18 protein-coding genes and 2 pseudogenes are annotated in these 22,299 nt (G+C 71.5%); 13 read left to right on the top strand and 7 right to left on the bottom strand.

From position 1 onward, the window contains the following. The first annotated feature begins 104 nt into the window (after positions 1 to 104). The 9 genes and pseudogenes from ACFYPJ_RS21560 to ACFYPJ_RS21520 all read left to right on the top strand — a co-directional run bounded on the left by ACFYPJ_RS21560 (position 105) and on the right by ACFYPJ_RS21520 (position 9,984). Positions 105 to 1,487 carry an MFS transporter gene (locus ACFYPJ_RS21560; RefSeq protein WP_389019701.1) on the top strand — a complete coding sequence of 461 codons (1,383 nt, stop codon included), beginning with the start codon at positions 105 to 107 and terminating at the stop codon, positions 1,485 to 1,487. A 516-nt stretch (positions 1,488 to 2,003) separates the two neighbouring features. Beyond that, complete coding sequence (locus ACFYPJ_RS21555) at positions 2,004 to 3,194, top strand: IS701 family transposase (RefSeq protein ID WP_389019382.1); 1,191 nt, start codon at positions 2,004 to 2,006, stop codon at positions 3,192 to 3,194. A 410-nt stretch (positions 3,195 to 3,604) separates the two neighbouring features. After that, the gene (locus ACFYPJ_RS21550; protein WP_389019698.1) at positions 3,605 to 4,807 is read left to right on the top strand and encodes a 3-deoxy-7-phosphoheptulonate synthase; all 1,203 of its coding nucleotides are present in this window, start codon (positions 3,605 to 3,607) and stop codon (positions 4,805 to 4,807) included. A gap of 50 nt (positions 4,808 to 4,857) precedes the next feature. Then, complete coding sequence (locus ACFYPJ_RS21545; protein WP_389019379.1) at positions 4,858 to 5,535, top strand: isochorismatase family protein; 678 nt, start codon at positions 4,858 to 4,860, stop codon at positions 5,533 to 5,535. After that, on the top strand, positions 5,532 to 7,541 hold the full coding sequence (locus tag ACFYPJ_RS21540) for an anthranilate synthase family protein (RefSeq protein ID WP_389019376.1): 2,010 nt from the start codon (positions 5,532 to 5,534) through the stop codon (positions 7,539 to 7,541). The genes ACFYPJ_RS21545 and ACFYPJ_RS21540 overlap by 4 nt, the downstream gene beginning before the upstream one ends. Positions 7,542 to 7,626: 85 nt before the next feature. Continuing rightward, positions 7,627 to 7,920: a hypothetical protein gene (locus tag ACFYPJ_RS21535; protein WP_389019373.1), complete on the top strand. Its 294-nt coding sequence runs from the start codon at positions 7,627 to 7,629 to the stop codon at positions 7,918 to 7,920. Then, positions 7,893 to 8,297, top strand: a pseudogene (locus tag ACFYPJ_RS21530) (3-phosphoshikimate 1-carboxyvinyltransferase); the annotation flags it as partial. The gene ACFYPJ_RS21535 and the pseudogene ACFYPJ_RS21530, both read left to right, overlap by 28 nt. After that, positions 8,294 to 9,478, top strand: a complete 1,185-nt coding sequence (aroC, locus tag ACFYPJ_RS21525) for a chorismate synthase (protein ID WP_389019371.1) — start codon at positions 8,294 to 8,296, stop codon at positions 9,476 to 9,478. The pseudogene ACFYPJ_RS21530 and the gene aroC, both read left to right, overlap by 4 nt. Beyond that, entirely contained in the window at positions 9,475 to 9,984 is a 510-nt protein-coding gene (locus ACFYPJ_RS21520) for a shikimate kinase (protein ID WP_389019369.1), read from the top strand. The genes aroC and ACFYPJ_RS21520 overlap by 4 nt, the downstream gene beginning before the upstream one ends. 31 nt (positions 9,985 to 10,015) lie before the next feature. Here ACFYPJ_RS21520 and narI read toward each other — a convergent pair whose 3' ends face one another. From narI to ACFYPJ_RS21495, 5 genes are all read right to left on the bottom strand, one after another. Further along, positions 10,016 to 10,738: a respiratory nitrate reductase subunit gamma gene (narI, locus tag ACFYPJ_RS21515; protein WP_389019366.1), complete on the bottom strand. Its 723-nt coding sequence runs from the start codon at positions 10,736 to 10,738 to the stop codon at positions 10,016 to 10,018. After that, positions 10,735 to 11,229: a nitrate reductase molybdenum cofactor assembly chaperone gene (gene narJ / locus ACFYPJ_RS21510; protein WP_389019363.1), complete on the bottom strand. Its 495-nt coding sequence runs from the start codon at positions 11,227 to 11,229 to the stop codon at positions 10,735 to 10,737. Before narJ ends, narI begins: the two co-directional genes overlap by 4 nt. Next, complete coding sequence (gene narH / locus ACFYPJ_RS21505) at positions 11,229 to 12,833, bottom strand: nitrate reductase subunit beta (protein WP_389019360.1); 1,605 nt, start codon at positions 12,831 to 12,833, stop codon at positions 11,229 to 11,231. Before narH ends, narJ begins: the two co-directional genes overlap by 1 nt. Beyond that, positions 12,833 to 16,528 (bottom strand): nitrate reductase subunit alpha, encoded by a 3,696-nt coding sequence (locus tag ACFYPJ_RS21500; protein WP_389019358.1) that lies wholly within the window; start codon positions 16,526 to 16,528, stop codon positions 12,833 to 12,835. The genes narH and ACFYPJ_RS21500 overlap by 1 nt, the downstream gene beginning before the upstream one ends. Before the next feature lie 205 nt (positions 16,529 to 16,733). Beyond that, positions 16,734 to 17,597 (bottom strand): helix-turn-helix domain-containing protein, encoded by an 864-nt coding sequence (locus ACFYPJ_RS21495; RefSeq protein ID WP_389019355.1) that lies wholly within the window; start codon positions 17,595 to 17,597, stop codon positions 16,734 to 16,736. 372 nt (positions 17,598 to 17,969) lie between these two features. Here ACFYPJ_RS21495 and ACFYPJ_RS21490 point away from each other — a divergent pair, with 372 nt between their 5' ends. From ACFYPJ_RS21490 to ACFYPJ_RS21480, 3 genes and pseudogenes are all read left to right on the top strand, one after another. Beyond that, positions 17,970 to 18,275: a 4a-hydroxytetrahydrobiopterin dehydratase gene (locus ACFYPJ_RS21490; RefSeq protein ID WP_389019352.1), complete on the top strand. Its 306-nt coding sequence runs from the start codon at positions 17,970 to 17,972 to the stop codon at positions 18,273 to 18,275. A gap of 5 nt (positions 18,276 to 18,280) precedes the next feature. Beyond that, a pseudogene (locus tag ACFYPJ_RS21485) lies at positions 18,281 to 18,520 on the top strand (methyltransferase domain-containing protein); the annotation flags it as partial. Positions 18,521 to 18,785: 265 nt separating this feature from the next. Beyond that, positions 18,786 to 19,691: a class I SAM-dependent methyltransferase gene (locus ACFYPJ_RS21480; RefSeq protein WP_389019349.1), complete on the top strand. Its 906-nt coding sequence runs from the start codon at positions 18,786 to 18,788 to the stop codon at positions 19,689 to 19,691. Positions 19,692 to 19,800: 109 nt separating this feature from the next. Here ACFYPJ_RS21480 and ACFYPJ_RS21475 read toward each other — a convergent pair whose 3' ends face one another. Next, on the bottom strand, positions 19,801 to 20,499 hold the full coding sequence (locus ACFYPJ_RS21475) for a glycoside hydrolase family 75 protein (protein WP_389019346.1): 699 nt from the start codon (positions 20,497 to 20,499) through the stop codon (positions 19,801 to 19,803). A gap of 217 nt (positions 20,500 to 20,716) precedes the next feature. On the opposite strand from ACFYPJ_RS21475, the gene ACFYPJ_RS21470 reads away from it, so the two are divergent. Continuing rightward, positions 20,717 to 21,331 (top strand): hypothetical protein, encoded by a 615-nt coding sequence (locus ACFYPJ_RS21470; RefSeq protein ID WP_389019343.1) that lies wholly within the window; start codon positions 20,717 to 20,719, stop codon positions 21,329 to 21,331. A 104-nt stretch (positions 21,332 to 21,435) separates the two neighbouring features. Here ACFYPJ_RS21470 and ACFYPJ_RS21465 read toward each other — a convergent pair whose 3' ends face one another. Next, entirely contained in the window at positions 21,436 to 22,269 is an 834-nt protein-coding gene (locus ACFYPJ_RS21465; protein WP_389019340.1) for an aldo/keto reductase, read from the bottom strand. Positions 22,270 to 22,299 lie beyond the last annotated feature (30 nt).

The raw sequence follows: 22,299 nt of genomic DNA, 5'->3' as shown, positions 1-22,299 counted from the left end.
TTGAAAGGTTGCCCGTGACTTCCCTGGATTTAGTCGCGGAGCGTGCCGACCGGCGTGCCTGGCTGGGCCTCCTGATCGTGCTCGGTCCGGTCGCCCTCGTCGCGATGGACGGCTCCGTGCTCTACCTCGCGATGCCGAGCATCACCTCCGCGATCACCCCCACCACCGACCAGGCCCTGTGGATCCTCGACATCTACGGCTTCGTGGTCTCGTCGCTGCTCATCGCGTTCGGCAACCTCGGTGACCGCTACGGCCGGCTCAAGTTCCTGCTCGTGGGGGCGGTCGTCTTCGGAGCCGGCTCGGTCGGCGCGGCGTTCTCCCCGAACCCCGAGGTGCTCATTGTCTGCCGGGCCCTCATGGGACTCGGCGGCGCGACGCTGCTGCCCTCGGGCCTGGCGATCATCAGCAACATCTTCCGCAACCCGAAGCAGCGGGCCCAGGCCATCGGCATCTTCGCGGCGACCTTCGCCGCCGGGTTCGCGGTCGGTCCCATCGTCGGTGGTCTGCTGCTCAACCGCTTCGCCTGGGGATCCGTCTTCCTGATCAACATCCCGGTCGTCGTCCTGTTCCTCGCCTTCGCGCCCGTGCTGCTGAAGGAGGTGCGCGAGGCGAGCCCGGGACGGGTGGACGCGCTGAGCGTGCTGCTGTCCGCCGTCGGCATCCTGCTGACCGTGTACTCCGTCAAGTCGGCCGCCGCGTCGGGCTTCTCCATGTCCCAGCTGCTCATCGGCGCCGTCGGCCTGGTGATCGTGGTGCTGTTCGTGCGCAGGCAGTTCACCCTGGAGTACCCCCTGCTCGACCTGAGGCTGTTCCGCGACCGGGTCTTCACCGTCGCGATCCTCACCGGTCTGCTCTCGCTGGTCGCCTGGGCCGCGGCCGGCTACCTCAGCGGCGTCTACCTCCAGTCGGTTCTCGGCCACAGCGTGCTCGCCTCGGCCCTGCTGGCCGTGCCCGGCGCGGTCGTCCTCACCGTGACCTGCGTCGGCACCAGCGCGATCGTCGACCGCGTCGGCAAGCGCGCGGCCCTCATCGCTTCGCACTTCGCCATGGGCGTCGGCCTGTTGTTGATGCTGTTCGCCGGGGTCGGCGGCGGGGTGGCGGCGTTCATCGCCTCCACGATGATCGCGGGCATCGGCTACGGCCTGTCCTTCAGTCTCGTCGCGGAGACCGCCGTCGCGGCCGTGCCCGCCGAGCGGGCCGGATCGGCGGCGTCCATCGCCGAGATGAGCAACGAACTCGGCAACGCCCTCGGCATCTCGCTGCTCGGCTCCCTGGCGGCCGTCTGCTTCCGGCTCCTCGGGCCGGACCTCGCCGGCACCCTGGGCGAGACGCTGGAGGCGCCGGGCATCACCGCGGCCGCGGCCCGGGAGGCCAAGGACGCCTTCGTCTCCGGCATGCACGTGGCGATCGCGGTGGCGAGCGCCCTGTCGCTGGGGCTCGGCTGTCTGGCGGTGCGCTGGGTGCCGCGGCAGGCGGCGGCCGAGTAGCCCGCACGGCCGGTCCGGCGGCCTGGCGTTCCCGCGGCGCTCGCCGGGCCCGGCCGGACCGGCCGCTGCCGTCGCGTCAGGCCGCCCGCCGCGTCGGTGGCTTGATCCAGGTCCGGAAACGGGTGCGCTTGACCCCGACTTGACACTCTCGTTCCGTATGGTGGCCGTCACCATCTGTGGTCGTTACAGTCTGGAGGGCCGTCATGGGGGTGACGTCACGGCAGTTCCTGGAGGAGGGGATGGTGTCGCAGGTCACGCATGCGACGCCGGGGCCGCGGCGCGGCCGTCGGCAGGCGTGTCCGGTACGGGGGGACCTGCCGGCGCGGCAACGATGTCGTCGCACGCGTGGATCGGGTGCCGCCCGCGAACGCCGCCCGCCGGGCCAGCCCGCGGAGCCGGTTCCCGAGTCCTTCCGAGTCACGTCCGTCCGAGGCGGCCGGGGCGAACCGGTTTCGGCCGCCGGCGGCACGCCGAAGCCTGCCCATCCTTCGCAGCCAGGCGGCAACAAGGAGACCCGTGACCTACGTAGACCTGCTTCCCGCGACCACGGGGCGTGGAACGATCCCCGTACCTCCGGCACACGCACACGACGTGACCTTCGCCGAACTCTGCTCCCGGCTCTTCGCCTCACTGCCCCGAAGTGACCAGTACCGGAAGGGCATCTACTATTTACGTGGCCTTCTGGAGGCCGAGGGGCGGAAATCCATACGCGCCATCGCGGCACTGTTCGAAGACCACGTCTCGGAACAGAACCTGCACCATTTCATTTCCTCCTCCACCTGGGACTGGGTGCCCATGCGGCAGGCGCTGGCCGGTCATTTGCTGGCCATGGCGCAGCCTCAGGCATGGGTCGCCCAACCCATGATCATCCCGAAATCCGGACGTCATTCCGTCGGCGTGGACCGGCATTTCTTCCCGGACCTCGGACAAGTGCTCAACGCCCAGCGGGCGATCGGCGTATGGGCCGCCTCGGACGAACTGACCGCACCGCTCAACTGGCGCCTGCACCTGCCGAAGACCTGGCTCAAGGACAGTCACCGGCGCACTCAGGTCGCGATACCCGACGGCATGAGACCCGAGACCCTGACCGAATGCCTGGTCGGGGCCTGTGCCGAGACCGTGCTGGGCTGGGGGCTCCCGACGCGGCCCCTGGTCGTTGACACCTGCGAAGGCCACACGGCGACGATCTTCCAGGAGTTCGTCGCCTCCGGTGTGCCCCTCATGGTGCGCGCCGCCCGCGACCTGTGCCTGACCGTGACCGATCCACTGCTGCCCGCGAGCGGCGGCAGGGTGCTGCCAGCGGCCCAGATCATGGACCTCGCCCGGGATCTGCGGCGCCCCGCCAGCTGGACCGACTCCCGTCTCGACCTCGCACGCCACACCCACCTGGCGGCCACGGTACGGGTCGCCCTGCCCGTCTCGGCCCCGGGGCAGACCGGCTGCGGCGACCTGGCCCTGCTCGGCGTGCAGGACAAGCGCCGGCGCGGCCGGACCCGGCTGTGGCTGACCAACATGACCCATGCGCAACCAGGTGTGCTGGTACGCCTGAGCAAACTCACCGAGAAGGTCGACCGGGACGTCACGGAGATCTCCGACGGCGTGGGCATCCGTGACTTCACCGGACGGTCCTTCGGCGGATGGCACCGGCACGTCACCCTCGCCTCGGCCGCGCACACCGTTGTCGCGCTCTCCTGCCGGCCCCGCTGACATTCCCCGTTTCCCTGTCTCCGGCCCTTTCTCCGGATTTTCATTCGCGTACACATCATGAAGGCAGGCGGTCCGCGTACCGCCTGCCTTCTTTGATTTCAGCGCGTCACCACCCACGACAAACGCAACGGCCGTGGGGAGCAAAGCATCCGGCACCCGTACGAAACGCGGGACTTGACGGACTTCCGGGCACCTGACACATCACAGCGGAAATCATTGGCAGCCCATTCCGCGCTGTACATGCTCGGTGGTGCCGACGGGACACGTCGGCCTTGGACGGGGGGTTCGAGTCCGGCGCCGTGGCCGATTGCTTGTTCTTCTTTCATTTCCCTGCCAGCCGCCATTGATGCCGTATGAACGGAAAGTGGCGGAAAGGTTTTTCCAAACGGCCATCCATGATCGGAGAAACAGTGGACGACGTGCTGCTCGACATCAGCTACGAGACGGCTTTCCAGCAGCCGCCCTGGGCGGACACCACCCGCCTCAGACAGGTCCGCGAGGAACTGGCGGGACTTCCCCCGCTGGTGGCCGCCGAGGACGTCGACACCCTGCACGGCCTGCTCGCCCGGGTCGCGGCCGGTGAGGCCCAGGTGATGCAAGCGGGCGACTGCGCCGAGGACACCGCGGAGAGCACCGCCGACCACGTCGCACGCAAGGCGGGACTGCTCAACATGCTGGCCGGCGCACTGGAGATGGAGAGCGGCAGACCGGTGGTGCGCGTCGGCCGGATCGCCGGCCAGTACGCCAAACCTCGTTCGCAGCCCTTCGAGACCGTCGGCGGCCTCGAACTCCCCTCCTACCGCGGCCACATGGTCAACAGCCCGCTGCCCGACCCGGTCCTGCGCGTCCCCGACCCGGACCGCATCCTCACCGCCTACCGGGCGGCCGCCGCCGTCATGGGCCACCTCGACCGGCACGGCCCGCGGGGCACCGCCCCGATCGGCGCCCCCGTCTGGACCAGCCACGAGGCCCTGCTGCTGGACTACGAAATCCCCCTGGTCCGCCGGAACACGGCCGGCCGGCCGCTGCTCACCTCCACCCACTGGCCATGGATCGGCGAGCGGACCCGGCAGGTCGACGGCGCCCACGTGACCCTGCTCGCCCAGGTGGCCAACCCCGTCGCCTGCAAGGTCGGCCCCACGATGACGGCCGACGAACTCCTCGCCCTGTGCGAGCGCCTGGACCCCGCGCGCACTCCCGGCCGGCTCACCCTGATCGCCCGGATGGGCGCCGACGCGGTGGTCGCGCGGCTGCCCGGGCTCGTCGAGGCCGTACGCGCCGCCGGGCACCCGGTGATCTGGCTGAGCGACCCCATGCACGGCAACACCGTCACCGCTCCCGGCGGGCTGAAGACCCGCCTCGTCCGCACGGTCACGCAGGAGATCGAACGGTTCCAGACCGCGGTCGTGACCGCGGGCGGCGTACCCGGCGGCCTGCACCTGGAGACCACCCCCGACGACGTCAGCGAGTGCGTCACCGACGAGTCCGCCCTCGACACCGTCGGCTCCGACTACACCAGTTTCTGCGACCCGCGGCTCAACCCCGCCCAGGCCCTGGCCGCGGTCGGCGCCTGGTGGGTGAGCCGTCAGGCGGCGCCCGCGGTCGCCGCCTGACCGCGGCGCACACCTCCGGCACCGACCAGGAACCCCAGGAAAGGAATGACATGGCGGGCATACCCCCCATCGAGCCCTACCCGCTGCCGCGGGCCCAGGACCTGCCGCCCAACACCGCGCGCTGGACCGTGCACCCCGACCGGGCGGCCCTGCTCGTCCACGACATGCAGCGCTACTTCCTGCGACCGTTCCCGGACGCCGTCCGCGGCCCGCTCGTGCACAACGCCACCCGGTTGCGCGGCCTGGCCGCCGAGCTGGGCATACCGGTCGGCTACACGGCCCAGCCCGGCGGCATGACGGAATCGGAACGCGGGTTGCTGAAGGACTTCTGGGGGCCGGGCATGCGCGTCGACCTCGCCGACCGCGAGGTGGTCGAACCGCTCACCCCCGCTCCGCGGGACGCGGTGTTCACCAAGTGGCGCTACAGCGCCTTCTTCCGCTCCGGACTGCTGGGCTGGCTGCGCGGGCACGGCCGCGACCAGCTCCTCCTGTGTGGTGTGTACGCGCACGTCGGCGTACTGATGACCGCCGTCGACGCGTTCACCCACGACATCCAGCCGTTCCTGGTGGCCGACGCCGTCGGCGACTTCTCCGCCGACCGCCACCGCCTCGCCGTCGAGTACGCGGCCCAGCGCTGCGCCGTGGTCACCACCACCGACACCGTCGTCGCCGCCCTGGAGGCGGCCACCACGGTCCGCCTCGCCGACGCCCCCGAGGTGACCGCATGACGGTGGACCGGACGGCAGCCCGGCCCACCGTCCCGGCGGCCGGACTGCTCGACCGGATCCTGGCCCCCCGGCCCCCCGCCTACGCTCTGCTGCACCGGCCGGAGGCCACCGGCCCGGCCACGCTGGACGTGCTCGTCGGCGACATCTCGGCCCCCGCGACCCTCGCCGACCTCCCCGATCCGGCACACCTGCCCCTCCCCGGCACCGCACACCACGAGGTCCTGGCGCTCATCCCGTACCGGCAGATCGCCGAACGCGGCTTCGCCTGCGTGGACGACCGCGCACCGCTCCTCGCGATGACCGTGACCGGCCAGGGGCGACTGCCGGTCGCCGAGGCGCTGCACCGGCTGCCGGTCACGCCGATCGCCCTGACCGGCGAGCACTTCGACATCACGGACGACGCCTACGCCGGGATCGTCCGCAAGGTCATCGCCGACGAGATCGGCGAGGGGGAGGGCGCCAACTTCGTCATCAAGCGCTCCTTCGTCGCGGACATCACCGACTACACCCACCACAGCGCGCTGTCGTTCTTCCGGCGGCTGCTGCTCGGGGAGTCGGGCGCCTACTGGACCTTCGTCGTCCACACCGGGGAACGCACCTTCGTGGGCGCCACCCCCGAACGGCACATCAGCCTCACCGGCGGCACCGCCGTCATGAACCCCATCAGCGGCACCTACCGCTATCCGGCCACCGGCCCGACCCTCTCCGGCGTCCTGGACTTCCTCGCCGACCGCAAGGAGGCCGACGAGCTGTACATGGTCGTCGACGAAGAGCTGAAGATGATGGCCAGGATCTGCCGGGCCGGCGGACGCGTGGCGGGCCCGCAGCTCAAGGAGATGGCACGGCTCGCGCACACCGAGTACTTCATCGAGGGCCACAGCGAACTCGACCCGCGCCTGATCCTGCGCGAGGGGATGTTCGCCCCGACCGTCACCGGCAGCCCACTGGAGAGCGCCTGCCGGGTCATCAGCCGGTACGAGCCGCACGGCCGCGGCTACTACAGCGGCGTGCTGGCCCTCATCGGCCGGGACACCAACGGCGCACCCGCGCTCGACTCGTCCATCGTCATCCGCACCGCCGACATCGACGCGGCGGGCCGGGTGCGGATCGGCGTCGGCGCCACCCTCGTACGCCACTCCGACGCCGCCTCGGAGGTCGCTGAGACCCGGGCGAAGGCGGCCGGCCTGCTCGCCGCCCTCCGGGCGGATGCGGGACCTGCCCGCCCGGACCCCCCGGCCGCGGGCGGCGAACCCGGCCAGGACCCGCGGGCCACGCGCGCCCGGACCCCGGACCCGGCCGTGCCGGTCCGGTTCGCGGTCCACCCGGAGGTCCGGTCGGTCCTGGAGCGGCGCAACGCCACGCTCGCCGGTTTCTGGCTGGCCAAGGACACCGCTCGCCGGTGTGCCGTACCGGACCTCAGCGGCCGCAGCACCCTGGTGGTGGACGCCGAGGACACCTTCACCTGGATGCTCGACCACCAACTGCGCTCGCTGGGGCTCACGGTGACGGTCCGCCGCTTCGACGAGCCGTACGACTTCGACGGGCACGACCTCGTCATCATGGGCCCCGGTCCCGGCGACCCCCGGCAGACCGACGACCCGAAGATCGCGCACCTGCGCGGCGCCGTCGACACCCTGCTGCGCGAACGCCGCCCGTTCCTCGCCGTCTGCCTCAGCCACCAGGTGCTCAGCACCCGGCTGGGCTTCCCGCTGGTCCGCCGGGAGGTCCCCAACCAGGGCGTGCAGCGGGAGATCGACTTCTTCGGGAGCCGGGAACGCGTCGGCTTCTACAACACGTTCGCGGCCCACAGCGCCGAGGACGAGGCACGGTGCGACGGCGTCGGCCCGGTACAGGTGAGCCGCGACCCCGGCACCGGCGAGGTGCACGCACTGCGGGGCCCGCACTTCGCCTCGATGCAGTTCCACGCCGAATCACTGCTCACCGAGGACGGCGTACGCCTCGTCGCCGCGCTGTCGAGCGAGGTGCTGTCCGCGCGGACGACCTGAGACCCGGCCGGGCGGCGGGCGACCGAGCGCACTCCGCCCGGCCGCTCCACCGCTTCCCGCACCCCCGCCTGCCGAAGGACCCCCGATGAGCACCGACCTGCCCGCACCAGCCACCGTCACCACACCGCTCGCTTCAGCCACCGCCACGGCACCGCCCGCACCGGGGAGCGCCGTCCTGACCGCCCGCATTCCCGGCTCGAAAAGCATCACCAACCGGGCCCTGCTGCTGGCCGCCGCCGCATCCGGCACGACACGGCTGCACGCCCCGCTGGTCAGCGACGACACCCTCGCGTTCCGCACCGCCCTGACCGACCTCGGCGTCCCGGTGCGCAGCACTCCGCGCGACGAGTGCTGGGTGACATCTCCGACACCTTCATGACCCTCGCCGCCATCGCGCCGCTGGCCGACGCACCGGTCACCGTCCGCGGTATCGCGCACGCGCGGCTGAAGGAGTCCGACCGGGTCGCCGCCGTCGCGGAGAACCTGCGCGCGTGCGGCATCGACACCGCCGAGGGGCCGGACTGGATCACCGTTCGTCCCGGGGTGCCGCGCCGTGCCCATGTCGTCTGCAGGCGTGACCACCGGATCGCCATGTCGTTCTCGGTCCTCGGGCTCGCGGTGCCGGGGACGGTCTCGCTGGACGACCCGGCCTGTGTCGCGAAGACCTTCCCGGGGTTCCACGAGGAGCTGCGGCGGCTGTTCCCCGGCCACCGGCGCCCGCTGAACCCCATCGGACCGGCAGAGGAGCACCGTTGAGCAGGCTGCGTTGGCTTACCGCGGGGGAGTCCCACGGTCCCGCACTCGTCGCGACGCTGGAGGGGCTTCCCGCCGGTGTGCCGGTCACCACGGAGATGGTGGCGGACCATCTGGCGCGGCGGCGGCTGGGATACGGCCGGGGCGCGCGGATGAAGTTCGAGCGGGACGAGGTCACGTTTCTGGGCGGGGTGCGGCACGGGCTGACGTTGGGGTCGCCGGTCGCGGTGATGGTGGGGAACACGGAGTGGCCGAAGTGGGAGCAGGTCATGGCGGCCGATCCCGTCGACCCCGGGATTCTGGCGGGGTTGGCGCGGAATGAGCCGTTGACCCGGCCGCGGCCGGGTCATGCGGATCTGGCGGGGATGCAGAAGTACGGGTTCGGCGAGGCGCGTCCGGTGCTGGAGCGGGCCTCGGCACGGGAGACGGCGGCGCGGGTGGCGCTGGGTGCGATGGTCCGGTCGTATCTGAAGGAGACCGCGGGCATCGAGGTCGTCTCGCATGTGGTGGAGCTGGCGGCGGCGAGGGCGCCGTACGGTGTCTGCCCCACGCCCGCCGATGTGGAGCGGCTGGACGCGGATCCGGTGCGCTGTCTGGATGCGGGCGCGTCGAAGGCGATGGTCGCGGAGATCGACCGGGCCCACAAGGACGGGGACACGCTGGGCGGTGTGGTGGAGGTGCTGGCGTACGGGGTGCCGGTGGGCCTGGGTTCGCATGTGCACTGGGACCGGAAGCTGGATGCCCGGCTGGCCGCCGCGCTGATGGGGATCCAGGCGATCAAGGGTGTGGAACTCGGTGACGGGTTCGGGCTGGCGCGGGTGCCGGGTTCGCAGGCGCACGACGAGATCGTGGCGACGCCGGAGGGGATCCGGCGGGCGTCGGGTCGTTCCGGTGGTACGGAGGGCGGCCTGTCGACGGGCGAGGTGCTGCGGGTGCGGGCGGCGATGAAGCCGATCGCGACGGTGCCGCGGGCGCTGCGCACGGTCGACGTGGTGACGGGTGAGGCGGCGCAGGCGCATCATCAGCGCTCGGATGTGTGTGCGGTGCCGGCGGCCGGGATCGTTGCGGAGGCGATGGTGGCGTTGGTGCTGGCGGATGCGGTTGCGGAGAAGTTCGGTGGCGACAGCGTGCCCGAGACTCGCCGCAACGTCTGCTCGTACCTCGACAGTCTCGTGATCCGGTGAGCGTCGTGCCTGTGATCGTGCTGGTGGGTCCGATGGGTGTGGGGAAGTCCACCGTCGGGGGGTTGCTGGCGGAGCGGCTGGGGGTCGTCTACCGGGACACGGACGAGGACATCGTGGCGGGGGAGGGGCGGGCCATCGCGGAGATCTTCGTCGACGAGGGCGAGGCCGCTTTCCGGGAGTTGGAGAGGCGGTCGGTGCGGCGGGCATTGGCGGAGCACGGGGGTGTGGTGGCTCTGGGCGGTGGTGCGGTTCTCGACGGGGAGACCCGCGCGTTGTTGTCGGAGCACCGGGTGGTCTATCTGTCGATGGACGTGGAGGAGGCGGTCAGGCGGACAGGTCTGAACGCGGCCCGGCCGTTGCTCGCGGTCGATCCACGTCGGCAGTGGCGTGAGTTGATGGAGGCGCGGCGGCACCTGTACGAGGAGGTCGCCGTGGCGGTGGTGGCGACGGACGGTCGCACACCCGAAGAAGTCGCCCAGGCGGTCCTGGACGTACTGGAGTTGTGAGGAACACCCGGCGGCCGGGCGGGCGTCCGGCTCAGGAATCCGCCCGCTCCCAGCCCCGGCGCTCCGGCCGCGGCCCCAGCTGCCGGGGATCGCGGCTGCGGTAGACGATGTACGGCCGGAACAGATACTGCACGGGCGCACTGAACATGTGCACCAGGCGGCTGTAGGGGACGAACGCGATCAGCAGCATGCCGACCACCGCGTGCACCTGGTACAGCACCGGCACCCCCGCCATCAGCTCCGTCCGCGGGCGCAGCGTGAACAGGCTGCGCGCCCACGGGGCGATCGTGGTGCGGTAGTCGTAGCCGTTCCCCGAGGTGTGGGCGAGCTTGGCGGTCATGCCCAGCACGATCGCGGCGAGCAGTACGACGTACATCAGCTTGTCGTTGGCCGTCGTCGCCCGCAGCACCGGGGCCCGGGTGCGCCGGCGGTAGATCAGCAGCAGGATCCCGGCGACCGCGAGCGCCCCGGCCGCCGTCCCGCCGTACAGGGAGAACAGGTGGTAGGTGTGCTCACCGACCCCGAGCGCCCCGGTCCAGGACGCCGGGACGAACAGCCCGATCAGATGACCCGCGAGTACGAACAGGATGCCGTAGTGGAACGCGGGCGAGGCGATGTTCAGCAGCCGGGACTCGTACACCTGCGAGGAACGGGTGGTCCAGCCGAACCGGTCGTAACGGTGCCGCCAGACCAGTCCGGCGACGAGGAGGGCGAAGGCGACGTAGGGCAGCGCACCCCACAGCAGTGTGCTCATGGACGCCTCCTGGTCCGGGCGGGCGGCAGCGCCGCGCAGACCGCGCCCAGGACGGACGCGTACGGCGTGCCGAAATCGGTGAGCCTGGTGCGGAGTTCCACCAGGACGTCGCGGTGGCCGGTGAGCAGGTCCGTGCTGCCGGTGCGGGCCGTGAACTCCAGGACCGCCGGCAGGAAGTCCGGCAGTTCCTCGTCACAGAACTCCAGGCCGTGCTGCCGGTACAGCTCCTTGAAGCGGACCAGTGACATCCCGCGCCGCCGGGTGTCGCCGTCGCGCCACCAGCTCAGATAGAGACTGTGCCGGTTCTTGAAGTCGAAGACCCGCACATAGTGCGCGGCCAGCTCGCTCAGCGGGGTCACCGACGCGTGGTCGGTGAACTCCCGCAGCTGCGGGGCGGCTTCCCGGATCAGCGGCAGCCGGGCCACCAGGTCGTCGTCCGGATACGTCAGACAGAGCGCCGCCGCCTGGTACAGCACCGCGTCCGAGGGCATCAGACCTCCCGGGCGTCGTCGGGACGGTCGGACTTCTGCCGTCTGCTCAGGGCGTGGAAGGTCTCCACCGACACCAGTGGCAGCTGGCGGCGCCCGGAGTCGCCGCCGAACGGACCGTCCCCGCCCATGCCGGGCCCGCCCTCCCCGTCCAGGGCGCAGCCCTCCGGCAGCGCCGATTCCTCCAGCCGGTCCGCGTCGCCGACGGCGGCCGTCGGAATGACGTACCGGTCCTCGTACTTGGCGATGGCCAGCAGCCGGTACAGCTCCTCGATCTGCGATGGGTCCATGCCGACGGCCGCGGAGATCCGGCCGTCGGGCTCCTCACCGAGGTTGACCGCCCGCATGTGGGAGCGCATCGCCGCCAGGCGTTCCAGTGCGGCCCGCACCGGTTCGGTGTCGCCCGCGGTGAACAGCTCCGCCAGGTACTCCACCGGGATGCGCAGCGTGTCGATCGCGCCGAACAGGTTCTCGGCGTCCTCGCCGTCGTGCCCGGTCCCGGTCAGTGCGTCCACCACCGGCGACAGCGGCGGGATGTACCAGACCATCGGCAGGGTCCGGTACTCCGGATGCAGCGGCAGCGCCACCCGGTACCGGCTGATCAGCGTGTGCACGGGGGAGCGGCGGGCCGCCGCCAGCCAGTCGTCCGGGATACCCGCCGCCTCGCACGCCCGCCGCACCTCGGGGTCCTGAGGGTCGAGGAAGACGCCCAACTGGGCCTCGTACAGGTCCTGCTCGTTCTCGACCTCGGCGGCGGCGGTCACCCGGTCGGCGTCGTACAGCAGCACCCCGAGATAGCGCAGCCGGCCCACGCAGGTCTCCGAGCAGACCGTCGGCAGCCCGACCTCCGTCCGCGGATAGCAGAACGTGCACTTCTCGGCCTTGCCGGTGCGGTGGTTGAAGTACACCTTCTTGTACGGGCATCCGGTCACGCACATCCGCCAGCCCCGGCAGCGGTCCTGGTCGACCAGGACGATGCCGTCCTCGCTCCGCTTGTACATCGCGCCGGACGGGCAGGACGCCACGCAGGACGGGTTGAGGCAGTGCTCGCAGATCCGCGGCAGATAGAACATGAAGGTCTGCTCGAACTCGAACCGCACCTTGTCCGAGACCTGCTGCCGGGTGCGCTCCACCATCGGGTCGAGATCGCCGTAGGCCGGGGCGCCCCCGAGGTCGTCGTCCCAGTTCGACGACCACTCGATCGACATGGGCCTGCCGTCGAGCTGCGACACGGGCCGGGCCACCGGGTAGTCGTCACCGAGCGGGGCGTCGGTGAGCGTGCGGTAGTCGTACGTCCAGGGTTCGTAGTAGTCCTTGATCTCCGGCAGCCGGGGATTGCTGAAGATCCCGGCCAGTTTGTGCAGCCGGCCGCCCGCCTTCAGCCGCAGCGCGCCGCGCCGGTTCAGCTCCCAGCCGCCCCGCCACTTCTCCTGGTCCTCGTAGCGGCGCGGATAACCCTGCCCGGGCCGGGTCTCGACGTTGTTGAACCAGACGTACTCCATGCCCTGCCGGTTGGTCCACGCCTGCTTGCACGTCACCGAGCAGGTGTGGCAGCCGATGCACTTGTCGAGGTTCATGACCATCGCGAGCTGGGCCATCGGACGCATCAGTACTCGACCTCCTGGCCGCGGCGGCGGATCACCGTCACCTCGTCGCGCTGGTTGCCCGTCGGGCCCAGATAGTTGAATGCCCAGGACAACTGGGCGTAGCCGCCGATGAGATGGGACGGCTTGAGGAGCAGCCGGGTGAGCGAGTTGTGGGTGCCGCCCCGCATCCCGGTGGTCTCGGTCCGGGGCACGTTCACCGTGCGCTCCTGCGCGTGGTGCATGTACACGGTGCCGGCGGGCATCCGGTGCGAGACGACCGCGCGCGCCACGACCACGCCGTTGCGGTTGACCGCCTCCACCCAGTCGTTGTCGCGCACCCCGATGGCGTCGGCGTCGTCGGGGGACATCCAGATGTTCTGACCGCCTCGGGAGAGGGTCAGCATGAACAGGTTGTCCTGGTACTCGGAGTGGATGGACCACTTGCTGTGCGGGGTGAGGTAGCGGACCGTCACCTCCCGCTGCCCGTCGGGGCCGAGCCGCGGTTCGCCGAACAGCCGGTGCATGTCGAGCGGCGGCCGGTACACCGGCAGCGCCTCGCCCAGCTCGTGCATCCAGTCGTGGTCCAGGAAGAAGTGCTGGCGGCCGGTGAGGGTGTGCCACGGCTTGAGCTGCTCGGTGTTCTGCGTGAACGCCGTGTAGCGCCGGCCCCCGGACTCGCTGCCGGACCACTCCGGCGAGGTGATCACGGGCACCGGCGCGGCCTCGGTGTCGGCGTAGTCGACCCGTCTGCCCTCGTGCTCGGCGGCCAACTGGACCATCGGCCGTCCGGTGCGGCGCTCCAGGACGCGGAACCCCTGGACGGCCAGCCGGCCGTTGGTGGTGCCGGACAGCGCCAGGACGGTGTCGGCCGCCTTCACGGCCGTGTCGAGCAGGGGGCGGCCGTCGGCCGGACCGCCGCGCGCGCTGCCGTTGGACTCCCGCAGCCGGGCGACCTCCTCGTCCGGGCTGAGGACGACGCCTTTCGCGGGCAGGCCGAGGCGCTCCACCAGCGGGCCGAGCGCCGCGAACTTGGCGCCGACCGCCGGGTAGTCCCGCTCGACCACCGTCAGATGCGGCATCGTCCGGCCGGGCACGGGCTCGCACTCCCCGCGCTTCCAGTCCCGCACCACCCCGCCGGGCTGCGCGGTCTCGCCCGGGGTGTCGTGCTGGAGCGGCGCGGCGACGAGGTCCCTGCGCACGCCCAGATGGCCGACGGCCAGCTCGCTCAGCTTCTCCGCCAGGCCCTTGAACGTCTCGAAGTCGGTACGGGCCTGCCAGGGCGGATCCACCGCCGGGGTGAACGCGTGCACATAGGGGTGCATGTCCGTCGACGACAGGTCGTGCTTCTCGTACCAGGTCGCCGCGGGCAGCACCACGTCCGACAGCAGCGTCGAGGAAGTCTGCCGGAAGTCCAGCGACAGCAGCAGGTCGAGCTTGCCCTCCGGGGCCTCCGCACGCCAGGTCACCTCGCGCGGGCGCTGACCGGGCCCGGCCTCCTCGGCGCGCAGCGAGGAGTGGGTGCCCAGCAGGTGCCGGGTGAAGTACTCGGCGCCCTTCGCCGACGAGCCGAGCAGATTGGCCCGCCACAGGGTCAGCACCCGCGGCCAGTTCTCCGGGGCGTCCGGGTCCTCGCAGGCGAACCGGAGTGTGCCCGCCCGCAGTTCGGCCACCGCGCGGGCCACCGGATCGCCGTCAACCTCGCCCAGCTCCAGCGGATTGCGGTCGAAGGTCGGGTACGACGGCATCCAGCCCACCCGGGCCGACAGGGCGAGGCAGTCCGCGGCCGTCATCCCGGCGAACCGGCCCTCGCCCAGCGGTGAGGCCAGCACGTCCGCGCCGAAGAGGTCGTAGCGCCACTGGTCGGTGTTGAGGAACCAGTACGCGGTGCCGATCATCTGCCGCGGCGGCCGGGCCCAGTCGGAGGCGGCCGCCAGGGTCGCCCAGCCGGTGAGGGGACGGCACTTCTCCTGGCCGACGTAGTGCGCCCAGCCGCCGCCGTTGCGGCCCTGGCAGCCGGTCAGCTGGAGCAGGGCGAGGAAGGCGCGGTAGATCGTCTCGGAGTGGAACCAGTGGTTGGTGCCCGCGCCCATCAGGATCATGCAGCGTCCCCCGGACCGTTCGGCGGTCCGCGCGAACTCCCGGGCGATCCGCACGCAGGCGGCCGCCGGGACCGAGGTGTGCACCTCCTGCCAGCCGGGCGTGCCCGGTGTACGGGTGTCCTCGTAGCCGTCGGGCCAGTCACCGGGCAGCCCGTCCCGGGCCACCCCGTACTGCGCCAGCAGCAGATCGAACACCGTCGTCACCAGCGGGCCGCCCGGTCCGTTTGGCCGCATCGCCGGCACACCCCGGCGCAGTACCTCGCCGCGTCCCTGCCCGTGCTCCCCGCCCTCGGTGTCGAACCGCGGCAGCAGCACCTCCACCGGCCGGGCGGACGCGGCGCCGTGCAGACTCAGCATCGGTTCCAGGTCACCCAGGTCCAGGTTCCAGCGGCCCCGCCCCGACTCGGTCCAGCGAAAGCCCAGGGAACCGTTCGGTACGGCCGGACGGCCGGACGCCGTGTCCAGGACGACCGTCTGCCACTCGACGCCCTCGCCGGCCACCCCCAGGTCGGCGGCGCGCAGGAACTTCCCCGGTACGTACGCCCCGTCCCGCTCGGTGAGCGTCACCAGGAACGGCAGGTCGGTGAAGCGCCGCACGTAGTCGGCGAAGAACGGCGTCTGCCGGTCGACGAAGAACTCCTTGAGCACGACATGGCCCATGGCCAGCGCCAGTGCCCCGTCCGTGCCCGGGTGCGGATGCAGCCACTCGTCGGCGAACTTGGTGTTGTCCGCGTAGTCGGGCGAGACCACCACGACCTTCTGGCCGCGGTAGCGGGCCTCCGCCATCCAGTGCGCGTCCGGGGTGCGGGTCACCGGGACGTTGGAGCCCCACATCATCAGATAGGCGGCGTCCCACCAGTCGCCCGACTCCGGCACGTCCGTCTGGTCGCCGAACACCTGCGGCGAGGCCACCGGCAGATCCGCGTACCAGTCGTAGAAGGACAGCATCGGGGCGCCGATCAGGGAGTGGAACCGGGCCCCGGCCGCGTGCGACACGATCGACATCGCGGGAATCGGGGAGAATCCGGCGATCCGGTCGGGTCCGTACGCCTTGATGGTGTGGACGTGCGCGGCGGCGACCAGCTCCAGTGCCTCGTCCCAGGAGGCCCGCACCAGGCCGCCCTTGCCGCGGGCCCGCTGGTAGCGGCGCCGTCGCTCGGGGTCCAACTGAATGTCCGCCCAGGCCAGCACGGGGTCGGACAGCCGCCGCCGGGCCTCGCGGTACATCTCCAGCAGGACGCCCCTGATGTACGGGTGACGGACCCGGGTGGGGGAGTAGGTGTACCAGGAGAACGCGGCGCCGCGCGGGCAGCCGCGGGGTTCGTACTCGGGCCGGTCCGGGCCCACCGTCGGATAGTCCGTCTCCTGGGTCTCCCAGGTGATGATCCCGTCCTTGACGTACACCTTCCAGCGGCACGAGCCGGTGCAGTTCACCCCGTGCGTGGAGTGCACCACCTTGTCGTGGCTCCAGCGGTCCCGGTAGAAGGAGTCCGCCTCCCGGCCGCCGGTCAACCGCACACTGTGCAGGTCGCCGGCGGCGGTGCCGCGCCGGAAGAACCGGCCTGCGCCCAGTAGTGCCGCGCCCGGTTCCCTGGGCGGTGTCCGCGTGTCGGTCACGTCCGCTCCCTCGGTCACCCGTGGCTTCGAACCTAGGGCGGGACGGGCGAGAGCACCCGTCCACGGCACCCGTACGGGTCAGAACCGGGTACGGCGGCACGCCGCCGCGTGCCGGAGAACCCGGCCGGAACACCCTGGAACCAGGCCCGAACGCCAGGGAATACGGCCGGAACCTCAGCGATCCCGATGGACGCCGGGACCCGGCTCAGAGGTTCTCGCGGTACTCCCGCAGGATCTTCATGGTGCGCTGGGCGGACGCGGCGTGCGCCGTCATGTGGTCGAGGACCTCCAGGTGCACGGAGACCTCTTTGCGGGAGTCCAGGTACAGGGCTCCGGTCAGGTACTCGGTGAACACCATGTCGGGCAGTTCGGGCTCGGCGAACCGGAACAGGGAGAAGGGCGCGTACGTCCCCGGGTGCGGGCCGGACGCGAACTCGGCGAGCTGGATCGTGATCCGGTCCCGCTCGGCGAACTCCAGCAGCTTGTCGACCTGCTCGCGCATCACCTCGGCGCGCTCGCCCACCCGGCGCAGCAGCACCGTCTCGTCGATGACCGCCCACAGGTGGGGCGGGTCGTCCCGCTCCAGGAGCCGCTGCCGGGCCATGCGCAGGGAGACATGGCGCTCGATGGAGTCCGGTCCGTCCTGGCCGACCGTCCCGGTCTCCATCACGGCACGCGCGTACCCCTCGGTCTGGAGCAGGCCGGGCACGAAGTGCGGCTCGTAGGAGCGGATGAGGCGGGCGGCGCCCTCCAGGCTGACGTACATGCTGAACCACTCCGGCAGCACGTCGTGGAACCGCTGCCACCAGCCCGGCCGGTTGGCGTCCTCGGCCAGCCGGACGAACGCGGCGGCCTCCTCCTCGGCCACGCCGTACGCGCTGAGGAGCATCTGTACGTACGGGATCCGCAGGGCGACCTCGGCCAGTTCCATCCGCCGCACGGTCGCCGGTGCCACCCGCAGCACCCGGGCGGCCTGTTCGCGCCCGAGTCCGGCCGCCTCCCGCAGCTCCTGGAGCCGTCTGCCCAGCACCACCTGGCCCACGGTGGGCGCGGGCCGCCGCTCGCTCACGCCACGTCCTCCCCTGTGCGCCCTTGCATGCGAGAAGTGTGTCACGCCGTACGGCCGAGTACACATGCCGGTCGCGCGGCGGGTGTCGCAACCCGCCAACCCGTCAGCCGGCCTCGGTACTTGGCCATGGCCGGATGCGCGGGCAGGAGTGTCCCACGGAGACCGCGGAGCCGGAGACGGCCGTACCGACGACGGTGGTCGAGGGGGCCGGGTCCGCGGGGCCGGCGGTCGCCCATGGCGGCAGCGGTCCCGCGCGCCGCCCCGAGTGGGTCCGCGTGGTGGCATACGGGCCGGGCGGGCGTGGCAGGCTGAACGCGGAGGACGACCGCACCGGGCCGGCCGGGGCGGCACCGCCACGAAGGGAGCCGGGCCATGGCCGTCGCACCGCTGTCGCAGCAGGAGATCAAGGGCCGGTTGGCCGAGCTGCCGGGCTGGTCGCTCGACGGGGACCGGATCACCCGTACGTACCGGCTCGGCTCGCATTTCGCCGCCGCGGCGATGGTCGTGCACATCGCCCAGGTCCAGGAGGAACTGGACCACCACTCCGATCTCACCCTCGGCTACCACTCGGTGTCCCTGAGCGTGAACACGCACAGCGTGGGCGGCGCCGTCACCGAGCTGGACTTCCGGCTGGCCCGCCGGGTGGCGGATCTCGCCCCGGGCCACGGGGCAAGCTGAGGTACCTGCCCGACTACGACGAAGAGGCCGGCGGCCACGACGCGTCGCGCGGCGGTGAGCCCAGAGCCAGGGCGGCGGCCGGCGCGGTGCTCGGCCTGGTCCCGGTGGCCGCCGGCCGCCTCCTCGACGTGGGCTGCGGGACCGGGATCGTGACCCGGCGGCCGACGGCGGCACGGCCCCGGCTGCGGGTCACCGGCACCGACCTGGCCGGTGCCATGGTGCGGCCGGCCGCGGCCCGGCTGCCCGACCAGGACCGGCCGCGCGCCGACCCGCGGTTCACGCTCCGTTCCTTCGCCAAGCCGACGGACGGATGAGGCCGGGGCCGCCGCCGCTGTCCTGACGCGTCGACGCCCCGCGCGGCCTGCTGCTGTTCCTGGTCCTGCTTCTTCCTTCTTGCTTCTTCCGTCCCGTTTCCGGGCGGTGCGGACTTTGCGGTCCCGGCAACAGGACTGGCCCGCGTGCGGTGCGCCGGAGCAGGCTGGCCGCAACCAGGACGAGAGGCTGACCACCATGGCGCACGGACACCACCATCACCACGGACACCAGCACGGCCACGGGCACGAGCAGCGCGGCACCGACATCGACTGGGCACAGATGGCCACGCTGCTGGAGACACAGGCGGAGCTGACCGAGCCGGTGTACCGGCAGGCCATGACCTGGCTCGCCGAGGAGGCGGCCGAACCGGGGCTGATCGTCGACGCGGGCAGCGGCCCCGGCGTGGTGTCGTGCCTGTTCGCCGAGGCGTTCCCACGCGCGCGGGTGCTGGCCGTGGACGGTACCGAGCCGCTCCTTGAGCGGGCCCGCGCCCGGGCCGCCCGGCAGGGCGTCGCCGACCGTTTCGGCACGCTCGCCGGCGAACTCCCCATGGTGCTGGACGAGTTGCCCTACCCGGCGGACCTGCTGTGGGCCAGTCGCAGCCTGCACCACCTCGCCGACCAGCGCGCCGCGCTCACCGCGTTCGCGGCCCGGCTGGCGCCGGGCGGCCTGCTCGCGCTGCTGGAGGGCGGCCTGCCCAGCCGGTTCCTGCCCCGGGACATCGGCATCGGACGGCCGGGACTGGAAGCCAGGCTCGACGTGGTGCAGGAGGAGCGGTTCACGCAGATGCGAGCCGAACTGCCGGGCAGCGTCGCCGAACGGGAGGACTGGCCGGCGCTGCTGGCCTCCGCCGGTCTGCGGCACACCCGGACCCGCAGCTTCCTGTTGGACCTGCCCGCACCGGCGTCCGACCGGGCCCGCGCCCACGCCGCCGCCACCCTCGGCCGGCTGCGCGACCTGGTCGCCGACGGCCTCGACGCCGACGACCGGGCGACGCTCGGCCGCCTTCTCGACCCGGCCGATCCGGCGAGCGTCCACCGCCGCCCGGACGTGTTCCTCCTGGGCGCGTACACGGTGTACACGGCGGTCCGGCCCGCCTGACCGCCGGCCGCGACGCCGTGCGTGCGGCCCCGCGTTCCCGGTCAGGGCGTCGCACCGCACCCTGACGGAGACACGGGGCCGCGCGAGCCCGACCGGCCTGCCGCCCGCCTCAGTTGTCCAGCAGGAACTGCTTGGCCAACTGGTCGCCGCGGCTGACCGCGGCGCTGTGGTTCTCTATGGGGGACACCTGGGAATTCTTGAACAGGATGTAGGTCACCCCGGACTCGGCGCCGCCGGTCTCCGGATCGGGGTCGATGCCCAGCGCGTTGGCGGTGGCGTACGACGCCTCGCCGATGATCTGCGTGGGGCCGGTGTCACCGACGACCGCGTACTGGACCTTGTTGTTGTAGATGACGGCGACCACACCGCCGCCCTTTATGCCGGCGCCGGAGTAGTTCCAGATGCTGCTGGAGCTGGGTACCACGACGTACGGCAGGGTGTCCGCCCGCAGCGGCTGGTCGTCGGACTGGTGGAAGGCCGTGTCGTCCTGGTACCAGGGGTCGGTGTTCTCATTGCAGTTGGAGGTGCGCTGGCCGTCGCAGTCGATGTCCATGTCGGCCTTCCAGAACACCGCGCCGTTCTTGCCGCACACGGGGATCGTGGCCGAAGTCTCCTCGTCGGTCCTGTACTTGCCGTTCGAGATCTGCTGACATGACGTCACCTTGGCGAGCAGGTCGGCCGCGCTGACCGTGCCTTCCTGGGTCGACGTCGGGGCGGTGGGGGCGCCTGAGGCGCTCGCGGGGAGCACTCCGGTCGCGAGCAGTGCGGCCCCGGAGGCCGCGGCGAGGGTCAGTGGTCGCATGCGCACTGTGGGGGACCCTTCTGTTAGGAAAGTTTCCTTACCGGGTGCCGTACAAGGTGGCCTCTTTACGTGGCCTCGTCAAGTCCCTCGGCGCAAGCCCGTGCCACCGATGCCGTTTGCATGGGCTCGCCCCGGCAGCAAGACTGGTCAATAGGGACATTTCATGGTTTTGGTTCGAATATGTCCGAACCATTGCCTGTTTCTACTGGGGAGGCGAGTCGTCATGTTCGTCCGCACGGTGTACGCGACCGGAGATCCCACGAAGATCGATGCGGCGCTCCGTGCCCTCAACACCGTGGGGCGGGACCTGCTCGTGGAGCGTCCCGGCTACCGCGGAGCGAGCGTCTTTGTCGACCGGGAGCTGGGCAAACTGCTCTCGGCCAGCTGGTGGTCCTCCGCGGCGGAGCGGCACAACAGCGACGAGGTGATGAGCGTGCGGCGTGCCGGACTCCTCGGGCCGTTCGCGGGCACGGTGACCGTCGACAACTACGACGTGGCGGCCTTTCACGCGTTCCAGCACCCGAGGGCGGGCGGCGGACTGCGCATCACCCGGCTGGAGTTCGACCCGGCGGACGCGAATCTGCTCGCCGACGTGTTCCGGGCGTCGGTGCTGCCCCGGCTGGAGACGCTGCGCGGCATCGCCGGTGCGTCCCTGTTCGTGGACCCGGAGCGCGGACGCGCCATGTCCTGCTTCGTCTTCGTCGACCGCGAGTCGCTGGCCGCGTCCCGCGCGGGCCTGGCGGTGGTGCGGCACGAAGGGGTGGCGAAGGCGCACGCGACCGTGACCGGGCTGGAGGAGTTCGAGGTCGTGTACGCGGACGTGCACGCAGCCGACTGATAGCCACACCCAGCACCCCTGGGCGACCCAACCCTACGAATGGCTCGATCAACCCGATCGAGACGGTAGAGCCGACTGAGCGCCTGACACGGCGCGCGTAAGCCTCAGTTGCCGAACGTCGCCGGGTCCGGGCCCAGTCGGCGGTCCTCGTTGAGCGCGCGGATCGCCGCGAGGTCCTCGACGTCCAGGCTGAAGTCGAAGACCTCGATGTTCTCCCTGATCCGGGACGGCGTCACGGACTTGGGGATAACGATGTTGCCCAGCTGGACGTGCCAGCGCAGGACGACCTGGGCCGGAGTGCGGTTGTGCTTCTGTGCCACGGCGACGATGGCCGGCACCTCCAGCAGGCCCTTGCCCTGGCCGAGCGGCGACCACGCCTCGGTGGTGATGCCCAGTTCGGCGTGGTACTCGCGGGCCGCGTGCTGCTGGAGCTGGGGGTGGAGTTCGATCTGGTCGACCGCGGGGATGACCGATGTCTCGGCGGTCAGCCGCTCCAGGTGCTCCGGCAGGAAGTTGGAGACGCCGATGGCCCGGACACGGCCGTCGGCGTACAGCTTCTCCAGCGCCTTGTACGTCGGGACGAACGTGCCCCGCTTCGCCAGCGGCCAGTGGATGAGGTACAGGTCGACGTAGTCCAGGCCCAGTTTCGCCAGCGTGACGTCGTAGGCGCGCAGCGCGGCCTCGTACCCGTGGTCGGCGTTCCAGAGCTTGGTGGTGACGAAGACGTCCTCACGGGGCACGCCGGAGGTGGCGACGGCCCGGCCGGTGCCCTCCTCGTTGCCGTAGACCGCCGCCGTGTCGATGCTGCGGTACCCGGCTTCGAGCGCCGTCGCGACGGCCCGCTCGGCCTCGTCGTCGGGCACCTGCCAGACACCGAACCCCAGCTGGGGCATCTCGACGCCGTTGTTGAGGACGACCGGGGGAACCTTGCTGCTCACGGTCTCTCGACCCTTCGGTTGCCGACAGGG

The sequence above is a fragment of the Streptomyces sp. NPDC006012 genome (genome assembly GCF_042871185.1).
Classification (GTDB): domain Bacteria; phylum Actinomycetota; class Actinomycetes; order Streptomycetales; family Streptomycetaceae; genus Streptomyces.
This window is presented reverse-complemented; position numbering and strand designations above follow the sequence as displayed.